12 protein-coding genes are annotated in these 16,479 nt (G+C 69.9%); 3 read left to right on the forward strand and 9 right to left on the reverse strand.

The genetic code is table 11. The annotated features are described in order from the left end of the window. Positions 1 to 313: 313 nt before the first annotated feature. From IE257_RS31170 to thyX, 3 genes are all read right to left on the reverse strand, one after another. Positions 314 to 1,999: a ribonuclease J gene (locus IE257_RS31170; RefSeq protein WP_189973213.1), complete on the reverse strand. Its 1,686-nt coding sequence runs from the start codon at positions 1,997 to 1,999 to the stop codon at positions 314 to 316. A 124-nt stretch (positions 2,000 to 2,123) separates the two neighbouring features. Further along, a complete protein-coding gene (gene dapA, locus IE257_RS31175) occupies positions 2,124 to 3,023 on the reverse strand; it encodes a 4-hydroxy-tetrahydrodipicolinate synthase (RefSeq protein WP_189973214.1) in 900 nt (299 codons plus the stop codon). A 200-nt stretch (positions 3,024 to 3,223) separates the two neighbouring features. Continuing rightward, positions 3,224 to 3,964: an FAD-dependent thymidylate synthase gene (gene thyX / locus IE257_RS31180; RefSeq protein ID WP_189973215.1), complete on the reverse strand. Its 741-nt coding sequence runs from the start codon at positions 3,962 to 3,964 to the stop codon at positions 3,224 to 3,226. 223 nt (positions 3,965 to 4,187) lie between these two features. On the opposite strand from thyX, the gene IE257_RS31185 reads away from it, so the two are divergent. Then, entirely contained in the window at positions 4,188 to 4,427 is a 240-nt protein-coding gene (locus tag IE257_RS31185) for a hypothetical protein (RefSeq protein WP_052872205.1), read from the forward strand. Between the two features lie 48 nt (positions 4,428 to 4,475). Further along, positions 4,476 to 5,042, forward strand: a complete 567-nt coding sequence (locus tag IE257_RS31190; RefSeq protein ID WP_189973216.1) for an SCO5741 family PH domain-containing membrane protein — start codon at positions 4,476 to 4,478, stop codon at positions 5,040 to 5,042. 35 nt (positions 5,043 to 5,077) lie between these two features. Here the strand turns inward: IE257_RS31190 and IE257_RS31195 are convergent, their stop codons facing one another. The 6 genes from IE257_RS31195 to eccD form a co-directional block, all read right to left on the reverse strand. Continuing rightward, positions 5,078 to 5,530 (reverse strand): tetratricopeptide repeat protein, encoded by a 453-nt coding sequence (locus tag IE257_RS31195; protein WP_189973217.1) that lies wholly within the window; start codon positions 5,528 to 5,530, stop codon positions 5,078 to 5,080. 16 nt (positions 5,531 to 5,546) lie between these two features. Further along, positions 5,547 to 6,299, reverse strand: a complete 753-nt coding sequence (dapB, locus tag IE257_RS31200; RefSeq protein WP_189973218.1) for a 4-hydroxy-tetrahydrodipicolinate reductase — start codon at positions 6,297 to 6,299, stop codon at positions 5,547 to 5,549. Positions 6,300 to 6,325: 26 nt separating this feature from the next. Continuing rightward, the gene (locus IE257_RS31205) at positions 6,326 to 7,705 is read right to left on the reverse strand and encodes a M16 family metallopeptidase (RefSeq protein ID WP_189973219.1); all 1,380 of its coding nucleotides are present in this window, start codon (positions 7,703 to 7,705) and stop codon (positions 6,326 to 6,328) included. Then, positions 7,702 to 9,924, reverse strand: coding sequence for a polyribonucleotide nucleotidyltransferase (locus tag IE257_RS31210; RefSeq protein ID WP_189973342.1), 2,223 nt, complete (start codon positions 9,922 to 9,924; stop codon positions 7,702 to 7,704). The genes IE257_RS31205 and IE257_RS31210 overlap by 4 nt, the downstream gene beginning before the upstream one ends. A gap of 305 nt (positions 9,925 to 10,229) precedes the next feature. Next, on the reverse strand, positions 10,230 to 10,517 hold the full coding sequence (rpsO, locus tag IE257_RS31215; RefSeq protein WP_030011220.1) for a 30S ribosomal protein S15: 288 nt from the start codon (positions 10,515 to 10,517) through the stop codon (positions 10,230 to 10,232). A 183-nt stretch (positions 10,518 to 10,700) separates the two neighbouring features. Further along, positions 10,701 to 12,206 (reverse strand): type VII secretion integral membrane protein EccD, encoded by a 1,506-nt coding sequence (gene eccD / locus IE257_RS31220; RefSeq protein WP_189973220.1) that lies wholly within the window; start codon positions 12,204 to 12,206, stop codon positions 10,701 to 10,703. Positions 12,207 to 12,402: 196 nt separating this feature from the next. Here eccD and eccCa point away from each other — a divergent pair, with 196 nt between their 5' ends. Beyond that, entirely contained in the window at positions 12,403 to 16,359 is a 3,957-nt protein-coding gene (eccCa, locus tag IE257_RS31225) for a type VII secretion protein EccCa (protein WP_189973221.1), read from the forward strand. Positions 16,360 to 16,479: the final 120 nt, after the last annotated feature.

Raw genomic sequence — 16,479 nt, forward strand, 5'->3', positions numbered from 1 at the left:
GTCCGACTTCCTCGGCGCTTTCCAGGTTTTCGCTTTCGCGTTTCCCTTTCCGGCGGTTCCAACCTTACCAGACCATTTCCATGTCGATTCCGACTCGGATTTGAATTGGTGGCCGTTGGAGAGGCCTTTCCCTTTCGGGCGGATCAGACTTTATCAGGTCTCCCTGGGTCTTGATTCCCACCCGCCCGCGCGACTCGTCCGGACACACGTGTGTGCCGGGGTGCCGTGCGAGGTGGAGACGTAAACGTACTGGAGCGGGGCCCCCGGATGCAAATCCGGTTGCCCCGCTCCCGTGCGGTCGCTACGGCGAGGATCAGACCTCGACGACGACCGGGAGGATCATCGGGCGGCGGCGGTAGCCGTCCGAGACCCACTTGCCCATCGTGCGGCGGATGAGCTGCTGGATCTGGTGCGGCTCGGCGACGCCGTCGGCCGCGGCGCGGGCGATGGATTCCTCGATCTTCGGGATGACCGAGGAGAAGGCCGAGTCGTCGATGCCGGAGCCGCGGGCCTGGATGTTCGGGCCGCTGACGATCTTGCCCGTGCTGCTGTCCACGACGACGTAGACCGAGATGATGCCCTCGTCACCGAGGATCTTGCGGTCCTTGAGGTGAACCTCCGTGACGTCGCCGACCGACAGGCCGTCCACGTACACGTAGCCGGCCTGCACCTTGCCGGAGATGCGGGCCTTGCCGTCGATCAGGTCGACGACCACGCCGTCCTCGGCGATGACGATGCGGTCCTTCGGAACGCCCGTCATGGCGCCGAGCTCGGCGTTGGCGCGCAGGTGACGCCATTCGCCGTGGACCGGCATCAGGTTCCGCGGCTTGCAGATGTTGTAGAAGTACAGCAGCTCGCCGGCCGAGGCGTGACCCGAGACGTGCACCTTGGCGTTGCCCTTGTGCACGACGTTGGCGCCCCAGCGGGTCAGGCCGTTGATCACGCGGTAGACCGCGTTCTCGTTGCCCGGGATCAGGGACGACGCCAGGATCACGGTGTCGCCGGGGACGATCCGGATCTGGTGGTCGCGGTTGGCCATGCGGGACAGGGCCGCCATCGGCTCGCCCTGGGAGCCCGTGCAGACCAGCACGACCTCGTCGTCCGGCAGGTCGTCGAGGGTCTTGACGTCGACGACGAGTCCGGCCGGGACCTTCAGGTAGCCCAGGTCACGGGCGATGCCCATGTTGCGGACCATCGAGCGGCCGACGAAGGCAACCCTGCGGTCGAACTCGTGGGCGGCGTCGAGGATCTGCTGGATGCGGTGCACGTGGCTGGCGAAGGACGCCACGATGATCCGCTTCTGGGCGCTCGCGAAGACACCGCGGATGGCGTTGGAAATGTCGCGCTCGGGCGGGACGAAGCCCGGGACCTCGGCGTTCGTGGAGTCGGAGAGAAGGAGGTCGATGCCCTCTTCACTCAGACGCGCGAAGGCGTGCAGGTCGGTGAGGCGATTGTCCAGCGGGAGCTGGTCCATCTTGAAGTCGCCGGTGGCCACGACCATGCCGGCGCCGGTACGGATGGCCACGGCCAGGGCGTCCGGGATGGAGTGGTTGACGGCGATGAACTCGCAGTCGAACGGGCCGAGGCTCTCGCGCTCGCCCTCCTTCACCTCGAGGGTGTAGGGGCGGATGCGGTGCTCCTGGAGCTTCGCCTCGATGAGGGCCAGCGTCAGCTTGGAGCCGATCAGCGGGATGTCCGCCTTCTCCCGGAGGAGGTAGGGGACGGCGCCGATGTGGTCCTCGTGGCCGTGCGTGAGCACGATGCCGTCGATGTCGTCGAGGCGGTCCCGGATGGACGAGAAGTCCGGCAGGATCAGGTCGATGCCCGGCTGCTCCTCCTCGGGGAAGAGGACGCCGCAGTCGACGATCAGCAGACGGCCGTCGTACTCGAAGACGGTCATGTTGCGGCCGATCTCGCCGAGACCACCCAGTGGGGTGACTCTGAGGCCGCCCTTGGGCAGCTTCGGCGGCGGACCGAGTTCCGGATGCGGATGGCTCAAAAGTGTCTCCTCACCACGCACGCCACGTACCCCGGAAGGCACGTGGCGCGCATGTCATTCGTGCACTTGCTGTTGGCTGTTCTGTATTCGTTTGTTCGTTCTTATTGAGTTGTGAAGTCTGTTGTCAGAGCTGTACCCCGCCGGCGGCAAGGTCGATCTTGAGCTGGGCGGTCTCTTCGGCGGACAGCTCGACCAGCGGGAGCCGCAGCGGGCCCGCGGGCAGGCCCTGCAGGTTCAGCGCGCCCTTGGTGGTCATCACACCCTGGGTACGGAACATACCGGTGAAGACCGGGAGCAGCTTCTGGTGGATCTCGGTCGCCTTCTGGACGTCGCCGCCCAGGTGGGCTTCCAGCATGGTGCGCAGTTCGGGGGTGACCACGTGGCCGACCACCGAGACGAAGCCGACCGCGCCGACCGACAGGAGCGGCAGGTTCAGCATGTCGTCGCCCGAATACCAGGCCAGGCCGCTCTGCGCGATGGCCCAGCTGGCGCGACCGAGGTCGCCCTTGGCGTCCTTGTTGGCAACGATACGGGGGTGCTCGGCCAGCCGGACCAGGGTTTCGGTGTCGATCGGGACACCACTGCGGCCGGGGATGTCGTAGAGCATGACCGGCAGCCCGGTGGCGTCGGCGATCGCCGTGAAGTGCCGGAAGAGGCCTTCCTGCGACGGCTTGCTGTAGTACGGGGTGACGGCGAGCAGGCCGTGGGCGCCGGTGCGCTCGGCCTGGCGGGCCAGCTCGAGGGTGTGTCGGGTGTCGTTGGTGCCGATACCGGCGACCACGTGGGCGCGGTCTCCGACCGCTTCGAGCACGGCTCGTACGAGGTCGTTTTTCTCCGCGTCGGTGGTGGTCGGCGACTCACCGGTGGTGCCGTTGATGATCAGGCCGTCGTTGCCTGCGTCCACCAGGTGGACGGCGAGCTGCTGCGCGCCGTCGAGGTCGAGTGCGCCATCCGCCGTGAACGGCGTGATCATGGCGGTGAGGACCCGCCCGAAGGGGGTCTGCGGAGTCGAGATCGGAGCCATGGGTAACACGCTACTCGCTGCCATGCTCGCGGTGTCCCCTCGGGGGACGTCAACGGGGTGTTGGACGCCGGCACTGCCTGCTCGGGGGTTCAAGCAGTGCCGGGTCCGTTTGATCAGCCTAGATGAACTTTACGAAACGTCGCAATACGGACACTTAGGACTTAACGCCGGACATCTGTGCGCCGCGGGTGTACCGGCCCTTACGGGGCGACGCGACCGTTGCCGTTGTAGGCCGCGTACGTCAGCGGCATGAGCTTCGCCCAGTGCTGCTCCATCTTCTCGCCGACCATCTCGATCTCCCGCTGCGGGAAGGACGGCACGGCCGCGAGCTCGTGCTGCGTACGCAGACCGAGGAAGTGCATCAGCGAGCGCGCGTTGCAGGTGGCATACATCGAGGAGAAAAGACCGACCGGCAGGACCGAACGGGCAACCTCCCGGGCCACGCCCGCCGCGAGCATCTCCTGGTAGGCCTCGTAGGCTTGCACATAGGAGTCCTCCATGACGCGCGCGGTCAGCTCCTGCTGCGCCCGGGTGCCCTCGACGAAGACGTACTTGCCCGGGCGGCCCTCCTGGACCAGCTTGCGCTCGGCGTCCGGGACGTAGAAGACAGGTTCGAGCTCCCTGTAGCGGCCCGACTCCTCGTTGTACGACCAGCCCACGCGGTGCCGCATGAACTCGCGGAAGACGAAGATCGGGGCACTGATGAAGAAGGTCATCGAATTGTGCTCGAAGGGGCTGCCGTGGCGGTCGCGCATCAGATAGTTGATGAGGCCCTTGGAACGCTCCGGGTCCTTCTGCAGCTCCTCCAGCGACTGCTCGCCGGCCGTGGAGACACGGGCGGCCCACAGCACGTCGGAGTCGGCGGCGGAGTGCTTCACCAGCTCCACCGTCACCTCGCTGCGGAAGCTGGGTTTCAGATCTGAAGCGGCGGTTTCGCTCACCGGGGGTCCTTCCAAACGTGCGTCCTGGGGCGCGCCCACTCTACGGCGCCCCTCGTGCAGCCCTTGCCGACGCACGCGGCCCGCAGCCTCCGCGAGGGGTCGCGCACAGCTGACGCACAGCCATGAATTTTTCCTAATGTCCGGAAATCCGGCACCGATTGGGGGGCTCGTACGTCCTACCAAGGAGAACCCGCACGCATCGACCCCCAGGAGATTCGCTCTGATGTTCCTCCGGCGCGAACCCGTTCCGTTCGCTTTCGTCTCCGAGGCCGACCGTTTCCGAAGCAACGTCACTCCGCCGCCGCGCGAGCGCCTGGGCCGGACCCAGTTGGCCGCCCGTACTCTGGTCGGACTGACCGTGGTTGCGGGGCTCGCCGGCTCACTGCTCTTCGGTATGCCCGCGCTGCAGCCGACCAAGGTGCCAGAGAAGTCGCAGCAGTCGGAGGCATCCCAGGGGCGGTAGCCTCACGGGCACAGCCCAACCGAACGTGCATGTGAGTGAGGTCCAGCCGTGCCCCTGCCCTTCCTGACGGCCGACGGCGTATCCGATGTGGATGACGACGGCGACGGCGACGAGATCCTGGCCCATGCCGACCAGGACCGCTGGCGTCGGCCCTACCGGCCCGGGCCCTGGCGCGTGGCGATCGGTGCGCTGCTGCTCCTGCTGTCCGCCTTCATGCTGCTGGCCACGATGATCGTCACCTTCGCGGGCGGCTGGGGCGGAGGGGTGGTCTGCCTGGCCGCCGCCCTCGCGGTCGTCGGCTCGGCCGTGCAGACCCTGCGCGTGGGCGTCTGGGTGAGCCCCGCGGGGCTGCGCCGGGTGGGCTTCTTCGTGACCCGCACCCTCCCGTGGAGCGAGGTCGGTGAGCTCCGTACGGTGCAGCAGCCGGTGCGCTGGCTCGGACTGCCGAGGACCGTACAGGGCCAGGCGCTGACGATGTCGGCGCAGGGCGAGGCGGAGCAGCCGGTGCTGCTGACCGACCACAACGCAGATTTCCTGTCGCGGACCGAGGCCTTCGACCGGGCCGTCGACACGGTCGGGGCCTGGGCCGACGAGTACCGGCCCGTGGCCGCCTGAGCGGCCTGAACCGCCCGCGGAAGCCCGTACAGGGATCAGACCTGTACGGGCTTCTTGTCGTGCAGCGCGATCGCCCGCTGCATCGCCTTGCGCGCCCGGGGGGTGTCCCGGGCGTCGTGGTAGGCGACGGCGAGCCGGAACCAGCTGCGCCAGTCCCCCGGCGCGTCCTCGGTCTCGGCCCTGCGGCGCGCGAAGACCTCGTCGGCGGAGTCCCGCAGGATCCGCCCGTACGTGTCCCGCTCCAGCTCGTCGACGGGCAGTCCGCCCTCGGCCTCCAGCTCGGTCGCGAGGTGGTTGGCCCGCGTGACGAACCGGGTGTTCTGCCAGAGGAACCAGACACCGATGACCGGCAGGATCAGCACGGCCACCCCGAAGGTGACCGTGAGCAGGGTTCCGTGCTGGATCAGCATCAGGCCCCGGCTGCCGGCCAGGACGAAGTAGACCACCAGGACGGCGGCCGTGAGGAAGTACGTGATCTTCGCGCGCATCGTGAAATCAGTCCGGTCAGCCCAGGTCGAGGAAGTGTTCCAGGCCGAAGGTGAGGCCCGGGGTCTGCGTCACTCGGCGCGTGCCGAGCAGGATGCCCGGCATGAAGCTGCTGTGGTGCAGGGAATCATGACGGATGGTCAGAGTCTCGCCCTCGCCGCCGAGGAGCACCTCCTGGTGGGCCAGCAGGCCGCGCAGGCGGACGGCGTGCACCGGGACGCCGTCGACATCGGCGCCGCGCGCCCCGTCGAGGGCGGTGGCGGTGGCGTCGGGCTGGGCGCCGAGGCCGGCCTCGGCGCGGGCGGCCGCGATGAGCTGCGCCGTTCGGGTCGCCGTACCGGAGGGGGCGTCGACCTTGTTCGGGTGGTGCAGCTCGATGACCTCGACGGACTCGAAGTAGCGGGCGGCCTGGGCGGCGAACTTCATGGTGAGGACGGCGCCGATGGAGAAGTTCGGGGCGATGAGCACACCGGTCTCCGGCGAGCCGGCGAGCCAGGTGTTCAGCTGGGCGAGGCGGTCCTCGGTCCAGCCGGTGGTACCGACCACACCGTGGATGCCGTGGCGGATGAGGAAGTCCAGGTTCCCCATGACCGATGCCGGGGTGGTCAGCTCGACCGCGACCTGGGCTCCGGCGTCGGCCAGCGTCTCCAGCTTGTCGCCGCGGCCGAGCGCCGCGACCAGTTCCATGTCCTCGGCGGCCTCGATGGCCTTGACCGCCTCGGCGCCGATCCGGCCCTTGGCTCCGAGGACCGCCACGCGCAGCTTGCTCATGTTGCTTCCTTACTTGCCGTACGGAACTAGGCGACCGCTTCGTCGAGACGGGCGGCCTGCTTCTCCTTCAGCGGGCCGATCACCGCGAGCGAGGGCCGCTGGGCCAGTACATCCTGTGCGACCGATCGGACGTCGTCCGGGGTGACGGCGGCGATCCGGGCCAGCATGTCGTCGACCGACATCTGGTCGCCCCAGCACAGCTCGCTCTTGCCGATGCGGTTCATGATCGCGCCGGTGTCCTCCAGGCCGAGGACGGTGGATCCGGAGAGCTGGCCGATGGCCCGCTTGATCTCGTCGTCGGCCAGTCCTTCGGCCGCGACCTTGTCGAGCTCGTCGCGGCAGATCCGCAGCACGTCGTGCACCTGATTGGGCCGGCAGCCCGCGTACACGCCGAAGAGGCCGGTGTCGGCGAAGCCCGAGGTGTACGAGTACACGCTGTAGGCGAGGCCGCGCTTCTCCCGGACCTCCTGGAAGAGGCGGGAGGACATGCCGCCGCCGAGGGCGGTGTTCAGTACGCCCAGCGCCCAGCGGCGCTCGTCGGTACGGGCGAGACCCGGCATGCCGAGGACCACGTGGGCCTGCTCGGTCTTGCGGCCCACCAGGTCGACGCGGCCGGCGGTGCGGATGCGCTTGGTGCCGGTGCGCGGGCCGATCGGTTCGGCGTCGGTGCGGGTCAGCGCGCCGGCCTTCTCGAAGGCGGCGCGGACCTGGCGGACGACCTTGTTGTGGTCGACGTTGCCGGCGGCGGCCACGACCAGGTGCGTCGGGTCGTAGTGCTTCTTGTAGAAGCGGCGGATCCGGTCGGCGCCGAGGGCGTTGATCGTGTCGACGGTGCCGAGGACCGGGCGCCCGAGGGGGGTGTCCCCGTACATGGTCTGCGCGAACAGGTCGTGCACCACGTCGCCCGGGTCGTCCTCGGTCATCGCGATCTCTTCGAGGATGACTCCGCGCTCGGCGACGACGTCCTCCTCGCGGATCAGCGAGCCGGTGAGCATGTCGCAGACCACGTCGATGGCCAGCGGCAGGTCGGTGTCGAGCACCCGGGCGTAGTAGCAGGTGTACTCCTTCGCCGTGAAGGCGTTCATCTCGCCGCCGACCGCGTCGATCGCGGAGGAGATGTCGAGGGCGCTGCGCTGGTGCGTGCCCTTGAAGAGGAGGTGCTCCAGGTAGTGCGTGGCGCCGTTCAGCGTGGGCGTCTCGTCACGGGAGCCGACGTGCGCCCAGATGCCGAACGTGGCGGAGCGGACGGAGGGCAGCGTCTCGGTGACGACGCGCAGTCCGCCGGGCAGGACGGTGCGCCGGACGGTGCCGATGCCGTTCTGGCCCTTGAGGAGGGTTTGGGTACGGGCGACGGCCCGCCCCTCCGAAGAGGGGCGGGCCGTCACACGGGAACTACGCGACATCACTTGTCGGAGTCGTCCTTGTCAGCGTCGTCGCCGGCAGCCTCGCCGTCGATCACGGGGATCAGGGAGAGCTTGCCGCGCTGGTCGATCTCGGCGATCTCCACCTGGACCTTGGTGCCGACCGCGAGCACGTCCTCGACGTTCTCCACGCGCTTGCCACCGGCGAGCTTGCGGATCTGCGAGATGTGCAGCAGGCCGTCCTTGCCGGGCATCAGGGAGACGAAGGCACCGAAGGTGGTGGTCTTGACGACCGTACCCAGGTAGCGCTCGCCGACCTCCGGCATGGTCGGGTTGGCGATCGCGTTGATCGTGGCGCGGGCGGCCTCGGCGGCCGGGCCGTCGGAGGCACCGATGTAGATGGTGCCGTCGTCCTCGATCGTGATCTCGGCGCCGGTGTCCTCCTGGATCTGGTTGATCATCTTGCCCTTGGGCCCGATGACCTCACCGATCTTGTCCACCGGGATCTTGACGGTGATGATCCGCGGGGCGAACGGGGACATCGCGTCCGGCGTGTCGATCGCTTCCATCATCACGTCGAGGATGTGGAGGCGGGCGTCGCGGGCCTGCTTGAGGGCCGCGGCCAGGACGGAGGCCGGGATGCCGTCCAGCTTGGTGTCGAGCTGGAGGGCGGTAACGAACTCCTTGGTGCCGGCGACCTTGAAGTCCATGTCGCCGAAGGCGTCCTCCGCACCGAGGATGTCGGTGAGGGCGACGTAGTGCGTCTTGCCGTCGATCTCCTGGGAGATCAGGCCCATGGCGATACCGGCGACGGGGGCCTTGAGGGGCACACCGGCGTTCAGCAGCGACATGGTGGAGGCGCAGACCGAGCCCATGGACGTCGAACCGTTGGAGCCGAGGGCCTCGGACACCTGACGGATCGCGTAGGGGAACTCCTCGCGGGTCGGGAGGACCGGCACGATCGCGCGCTCGGCGAGCGCGCCGTGGCCGATCTCGCGGCGCTTCGGCGAACCGACGCGGCCGGTCTCACCGACGGAGTACGGCGGGAAGTTGTAGTTGTGCATGTAGCGCTTGCGGGTCACCGGGGAGAGGGTGTCCAGCTGCTGCTCCATGCGGAGCATGTTGAGGGTGGTGACGCCCAGGATCTGGGTCTCGCCACGCTCGAACAGCGCCGAGCCGTGCACGCGCGGGATGGCCTCGACCTCGGCGGCGAGGGTACGGATGTCCGTGAGCCCGCGGCCGTCGATGCGGACCTTGTCCTTGATGACGCGCTCGCGCACCAGGGCCTTGGTCAGGCTGCGGTAGGCGGCGGAGATCTCCTTCTCGCGGCCCTCGAAGGCCGGGAGGAGCTTCTCGGCGGCGATCTCCTTGACGCGGTCCAGCTCGGCCTCGCGGTCCTGCTTGCCCGCGATGGTCAGCGCCTGGGAGAGGTCACCCTTGACGGCGGCCGCGAGGGCCTCGTACACGTCGTCCTGGTAGTCCAGGAAGACCGGGAACTCGCCCTCGGGCTTCGCGGCCTTGGCGGCCAGGTCGGCCTGGGCCTTGCAGAGGACCTTGATGAAGGGCTTCGCGGCGTCGAGGCCGGAGGCCACGATCTCCTCGGTCGGCGCCTGGGCGCCGCCCTTGACCAGGGCGATGGTCTTCTCGGTGGCCTCGGCCTCGACCATCATGATCGCGACGTCGCCGTCCTCCAGGACGCGGCCCGCGACGACCATGTCGAAGACGGCGTCCTCGAGCTCGGTGTGCGTCGGGAAGGCCACCCACTGGCCGCGGATCAGCGCGACGCGGACGCCGCCGATCGGGCCGGAGAAGGGCAGGCCGGCCAGCTGGGTGGACGCGGAGGCGGCGTTGATCGCCACGACGTCGTACAGGTGGTCGGGGTTGAGCGCCATGATCGTCGCGACGACCTGGATCTCGTTGCGCAGGCCCTTCTTGAACGACGGACGCAGCGGACGGTCGATCAGGCGGCAGGTGAGGATCGCGTCCTCGGAGGGCCGGCCCTCACGACGGAAGAAGGAGCCGGGGATCTTGCCGGCCGCGTACTGCCGCTCCTCGACGTCCACCGTCAGGGGGAAGAAGTCGAGCTGGTCCTTGGGCTTCTTCGACGCGGTGGTGGCGGACAGCACCATCGTGTCGTCGTCCAGGTAGGCAACGGCGGAGCCGGCGGCCTGGCGGGCCAGACGGCCCGTCTCGAAGCGGATGGTGCGGGTGCCGAAGGAACCGTTGTCAATGACGGCCTCGGCGTAGTGGGTCTCGTTCTCCACTAGCGTTTTCTCCATTTTCGTCGTCTCCGTCCGCCGCCCGTGTGGCGGTGGACGGTTGCGGAGAAGCGCTCCTGGCGTGCGGGCCGGTCTTCGATCGAAGCATCCGGTTCGTTGCCCCCCTGGGGCATTCCGGGTGCCACTACCGAGGACCGGCGGCGTGGGAGGGCGCTCCTCCTCTTCAGTTGTGCGCGTCTTCCTCAGACGCGCACGTGCGTCCGTTCCAGACTACAAAGGGTCCGGTCCCGTGCGCACGTACAGCAAAGGGAGCGGCCCCCTGATGTGGGAACCGCTCCCTTCACGGCGTGTTACTTGGCGCCGGCCGCACCGCGGCGGATGCCGAGGCGCTCGACCAGCGTACGGAAGCGCTGGATGTCCTTCTTGGCCAGGTACTGCAGCAGGCGGCGACGCTGGCCGACCAGGATCAGCAGACCACGACGGGAGTGGTGGTCGTGCTTGTGCGTCTTGAGGTGCTCGGTCAGGTCCGAGATGCGGCGGGAGAGCATCGCAACCTGGACCTCGGGGGAGCCGGTGTCGCCCTCCTTGGCACCGAACTCGGTGATGATCTGCTTCTTCGTAGCGGCGTCGAGCGGCACGCGTACTCCTCGTTTTAGGTCTTCGTTGCCACCGAGTGCCCCAGGTCTGAGTCTCTGGGGAGCTTCCGTTACTCGGGAGGCGGGGTCCGCTGAGCGCAGTCCACAGACCCTTGGGACAGGATCCGGGGGACGCGTACACAAACGGCCGTCACACAGCGTACCAGGCTGCCGGGACGCGACGTCTCAGCTGGTGAGAGCGCGGGCCCGGGAGTAGACGTCCAGCACGGCCAGGGTAAGGGGCACCAGGCTGAGCAGGACCGCCGCCTCGGTGAGGTCGAGCAGCCTTCCCCAGAAGGGTGACAGGCCCTTGCGGGGGATGACAAGCGCAATTCCCGCGAGGAGGGCCGCGCCGGCGGCGACGGCGGCGGTCAGCCAGATCGTACGGAGGTCCAGGCCGCTGCGGTCGTGCTCCAGTACGAGGGCTTCGAGCAGGTCGGTCGGCGGGTGCAGGGCCATGCCCAGGATCAGCAGCGCGGTGGCGGCGAGGCCTGCGGCCAGGGCGCAGACCACCTGGGAGGTGTAGCGGAAGAGGCGGGCGCGCAGCAGCATGGCGAGGCCGGTGGCCAGGGCCAGCAGGCGGCCCCAGGTGTTGTCGGAGAAGCCGAGGACGGCGGCGGCTCCGACGGCGACGGCGGCGCATCCGCCGACCAGGCCGAGGAGCATCTCGTGGCCGCGGCGGGCCTGGGCGGCGATGGCCTCGGCGTCGAGCGGGGTGCCCGGCTCGTTCTGGTCCGCGCCGGGCTGGTCACTGTACGGCTCGGTCTCGTAGCGGTCCGGGGTTTCGTAATCCTCGGTGGCGCTCTGCGGGGCCGCGTAGCCGATGGGCAGGCGGGCGAAGCGGGCGGAGAGGCCGGGGAGGAAGGCGACGAGGCCGATGGCCACGGGGGCGCAGCCGGCGGCGGTGTCGGTGGCGGAGGCCTCGGTGGCGATGGCCGCGAAGGTGGCGATGGTTCCGGTGGCCGCGACGAAGGTGGCCGCGACGAAGGGGGCGTCTCCGCTCGGGGTGAGCGCGACCAGGGCCACGGAGGCGATCAGGGCGCAGACGCAGCCGAGCAGGAACTGGAGGCGTCCGGGGCCCTGGCCGACGGCCGGGGCGATGATCCCGGAGCCGGCGATCATCAGGTGCGGGAGGGCGCTGAGGCCGAGCGCGACGGCGGAGAGGCGGTCGCGGTAGACCCGGGCGCGCACCCCTGCGACGGCGGTGAGCAGGACGCCGACGGCGCCCGCGATGATCCCGGGCAGGCCGTGCATGTCGTGGCTGAGCGGGTCGGCGTACCAAAGGACGAAGCCCAGCATGACGAGGAGCAGGGCGGCGCCGGCCAGGCCCGCGCCGCGCAGCATGTCGTCGCTCCAGCGGTGCCGGTCGCGGACCACGGCGGAGGCGACGGCGTCGGACACGTCGTCGAACACAGCGGGCGGCAGGGACTCGGCGAAGGGGCGAAGGCTCAGCACCTCGCCGTCGAGGACCTGCTGGGCGGCGAGCGTGCGGGCGCCGTCGAGGACGGTGCCGGAACGCCGTACGAGGTGGAAGCCGGTGGGGGCGCCCACGGGCTGGGTCTGGCCGGTGAGGCGCAGCAGCTCGGGGTAGACGTCGGCGACGGCGATGTCCTCGGGGAGGGCGACGTCGATGCGACTGTCGGGGGCCACGACGGTGACCCTGCAGAAACCCGTCGTTGCGGCCGTACTCACCTGTGTGACCCCCCTGGTTGGTGCCCGCACCGGCGGACGATTCGCGGATGCGCATACTGCGCGCGCCACCCTACCGGGCTTATGACCGACTGTCGGCAAGTAGGATCACCGTCGCGTGGGGGAGACCCCCTTCGCGCCCGGGACTTGGGGGCGCCGGTTGCGACGTCCCGTCCGTTTTCGAGGGATTGATGCTCCGGTGAGCCAGATCGTCGTCAAACGCCCGCCGCGGGCCCTGCCGCCCGAGGTTCCGGCGGAGGAGCTGCGGCTGGAAGCTCCGCCCGAACTCCCGCGCGGGCAGCAGGAGGGCATGCTGATGCAGCTCCTGCCGATGCTCGGCATGGGCTCCTCCGTCGTCTTCTTCTTCATGCCGGGCGCGGCTCCGTTCATGCGCATCATGGGTGTGCTGATGCTGGTGTCGACGGTGGCCATGGTCGTCGCGCAGCTGGTGCGGTACCGGCGCGGTACGCAGGGGCAAATGGCCGATGTGCGCCGGGACTACCTCAAATATCTTGCGCAGACGCGTCGTCAGGTACGCCGGACCGCGCGGGCGCAGCGCGACGCGCAGCTGTATCTGCACCCGGCCCCCGAACAGTTGTGGTCGGTGGTGGCGGAGGGCTCGCGGCTGTGGGAGCGGCGGGTCGGCGACCAGGACTTCGGGCAGGCCCGGCTCGGGCTGGGTGCGCAGCGCCTGGCGACCCCGCTGGTGGCGCCGGAGACCGCGCCGGTGGACGAGCTGGAGCCGCTGACCGCGGGGGCGATGCAGCGCTTCCTGAAGGTGCACTCCTCGCTGGACGGGCTGCCGATGGCGCTGTCGATCCGCGCCTTCTACCACGTGACGGTGTCCGGGGAGCCGGAGTCGGCGCGCAGTACCGCCCGGGCGATGGTGGCTCAGCTGGCGACGCTGCATTCCCCCGAGGACCTGATGGTGGCCGTGGTGGCCGCGCCCGGTGCAGTGCCCGCGTGGGACTGGACGAAGTGGCTGCCGCACACGCAGGTACCGGGTCAGGTCGACGGGGCCGGTACGAAGCGGCTGTTCGGGGACGACCTCGCCGAGCTGGAGGGGCTGCTGGCGCCCCGGCTGGAGGGCCGGCCGCGGTTCAGCCGGGACGTCTCGCCGGTACTGGACCAGCCGCACCTGGTGGTCGTGCTCGACGGCGGGATGGTGCCGCCGGACTCGGTGTTCGCGGCGGCCGAGGGGTTGCAGGGCGTCACCATCGTCGAGGTGGTCGCGGGTGAGCTGGACGAGCCGCGCGGCGGGCTCTCCGTGGTGGTGCGGCCGGGCCGGCTGCGGCTGGAGTCCGGCGCCGGGGTCGCGTACGAGGGTGTGCCGGACACCCTGTCGCTGCCCGCGGCGGAAGCCCTCGCCCGGCAGCTGGCGCCGATGCGCACGGGCGGCGGGGACGACGACGAGCCGCTGCTCGCCAACCTGGACTTCACCGACCTGCTGAACCTGGGCGACGCGGCCGCGGTCGATGTCGCGCGGACCTGGCGGCCGCGGTCGGCCGGTGAGCGGCTGCGCGTGCCGATCGGTGTCGGCGAGGACGGCGCCCCGGTCATGCTGGACCTGAAGGAGGCCGCGCAGGAGGGCATGGGCCCGCACGGTCTGTGCGTGGGTGCGACCGGTTCCGGCAAGTCGGAGCTGCTGCGCACGCTGGTGCTGGGTCTGGCGGTCACGCACACCTCGGAGACCCTGAACTTCGTGCTCGCCGACTTCAAGGGCGGTGCGACCTTCACGGGCATGGGGCAGATGCCGCACGTGGCGGCGGTCATCACCAACCTGGCGGACGACCTCACGCTCGTGGACCGCATGGGCGACTCGATCCGCGGTGAGCTGCAGCGGCGTCAGGAGCTGCTGCGTTCGGCGGGCAACTACGCGAACATCCACGACTACGAGAAGGCCCGCGCGGCCGGTGCCCCGCTGGAGCCGCTGGCCTCGCTGGTGCTGGTCATCGACGAGTTCAGCGAGCTGCTGACGGCGAAGCCGGACTTCATCGACATGTTCATCCAGATCGGCCGCATCGGCCGTTCGCTGGGTGTGCACCTGCTGCTGGCCTCGCAGCGCCTGGAGGAGGGCAAGCTGCGCGGGCTGGACACGTACCTGTCGTACCGGATCGGTCTGCGGACCTTCTCGGCCGCGGAGTCGCGGACCGCGATCGGCGTGCCGGACGCCTACCACCTGCCGTCGGTGCCCGGTTCCGGGTACCTGAAGTTCGGTACGGACGAGATGACCCGCTTCAAGGCGGCGTACGTCTCGGGCACCTACCGCTCGGGCGGGCCGGACCTGTCGGTGGGGCAGTTCCCGGTGGAGCGGCGCCCGGCGCTGTTCACGGCGGCCCCGGTGCCGGTGGTGTACGCGGCCCCGGACCCGGCGTACCTGACGGCGCAGTCGGCGCGCGGGGACGACGCGCTCGCGGACACCGTGCTGGACGTGATCGTGAGCCGGCTGGAGGGCCAGGGGGTGCCGGCGCACCAGGTGTGGCTGCCGCCGCTCGACCAGGCTCCGCCGCTGGACCAGTTGCTGCCGACGCTGGCGCCGAGCGCGGAGCGCGGCCTGCACGCGGAGGGGTACACACGGCCCGGTGGGCTCGTCGTACCGCTCGGCCTCATCGACAAGCCGTTCGAGCAGCGGCGCGAGGTGCTGTACCGGGACTTCTCGGGTGCGGCGGGCCACATGATGGTGGTCGGCGGTCCGCAGTCGGGCAAGTCGACGCTGATGCGGACGCTGATCTCGGCGTTCGCGCTCACGCACACCCCGCGCGAGGTGCAGTTCTACGGGCTGGACTTCGGCGGTGGCAGCCTGTCGGCGGTCGCCGAGCTGCCGCACGTGGGCGGGATCGCCTCGCGCCTGGACCCGGAGCGGGTACGGCGTACGGTCGCGGAGGTCGGGGGCATCCTCAACCGCCGCGAGGAGTTCTTCCGCTCGAACAACATCGACTCGATCGGCACGTACCGGCGCCGGCGGGCGGCGGGCGACCTGCCGCACGAGCCGTTCGGCGACGTGTTCCTGATCGTCGACGGCTGGGGCAACTTCCGCGGCGAGTACGAGGGCCTGGACGAGGTCGTCACGGACATCGCCGCCCGCGGTCTGGGCTACGGCATCCACGTGGTGATCACGGCCGCGCGGTACATGGAGGTCCGTGCCGCACTCAAGGACCAGATGCTGGGCCGGCTGGAGCTGCGGCTCGGTGACACCATGGACTCCGAGTTCGACCGGAAGGTCGCGGCGAACGTCCCCCAGGGGATGCCGGGGCGCGGTCAGGTGCCCGAGAAGCTGCACTTCCTGGGGGCGCTCCCCCGGGTCGACGGCTCCCACGACGCCGGGAACCTCTCGGAGGCGACGGCCGCGTTCGTGGACGCCGTGAAGCAGAACTGGACCGGGCAGTCGGCTCCGGGCGTACGTCTGCTGCCGCGGCTGCTCCATTCCGATCAGCTGCCCAAGGGCGGGGAATTCCCCGAGCGCGGGATCGCGATCGGCATCGACGAGACGGCTCTGGAGCCGGTGTTCATCGACTTCGACACCGACCCGTTCCTCCTCGTCTTCGGTGAGAGCGAGTCGGGCAAGACGAACCTGCTGCGGCTCATCGCCAAGCAGATCTCGGAGCGGTACACCCCGGACCAGGCACGGCTGGTCGTGGGCGACTACCGGCGGTCCCTGCTCGGGGCGCTGCCGGAGGAGCACCTGCTGGAGTACGCGCCGATGGCGAACTCCCTGCAGATGCACATGGAGGCGCTGGGCGGGGTCTTCTCGCGGCGGCAGCCGCCCCCCGACGTCACTCCGCAGCAGCTGCGGGACCGCAGCTGGTGGACGGGCCCGGACGTGTTCATCATCATCGACGACTTCGATCTGGTGGCGACGAGCCAGGGCAATCCGCTGGCGCCGCTGGTGGAGTTCCTGCCGTTCGCCCGGGACACGGGTGTCCGCTTCATCATCGCGCGCAGCTCGGCGGGCGCCTCCCGCTCGATGTACGAGTCGTTCATGCAGCGGATCAAGGAGCTGGGCGCGCAGGGCATCGTCCTGTCCGGCGATCCGGCCGAGGGCGACCTGGTCGGTACGGTGCGGCCGCGGCCGATGCCGCCGGGCCGGGCCTACTTCGCCTCGCGCAGGCGGGGGACGTCGCTGGTCCAGCTCGGCCGGATGCCGGGCGCCGTGTGAGTCCCCGCCCGGTGGCCGGCCGCCGAGCCGGCCACCGGGCCCGGTCCACCGGGCCTGAGCTCGGGCATCGGGCGGAAAACCGTCCCGGCCGGCGGCGCAGCCCCGATAATCGGCGGGGAA

The organism is Streptomyces avidinii (genome assembly GCF_014650695.1).
GTDB lineage: Bacteria > Actinomycetota > Actinomycetes > Streptomycetales > Streptomycetaceae > Streptomyces > Streptomyces avidinii.

Bases quoted from the DNA above. Each gene is read 5' to 3' on its own strand.
- dapB (WP_189973218.1), bottom strand. From the start codon at position 6,299: ATGAGCAAGCTGCGCGTGGCGGTCCTCGGAGCCAAGGGCCGGATCGGC.
- dapA (WP_189973214.1), bottom strand. From the start codon at position 3,023: ATGGCTCCGATCTCGACTCCGCAGACCCCCTTCGGGCGGGTCCTCACC.
- IE257_RS31185 (WP_052872205.1), top strand. From the start codon at position 4,188: ATGTTCCTCCGGCGCGAACCCGTTCCGTTCGCTTTCGTCTCCGAGGCC.
- IE257_RS31195 (WP_189973217.1), bottom strand. From the start codon at position 5,530: ATGCGCGCGAAGATCACGTACTTCCTCACGGCCGCCGTCCTGGTGGTC.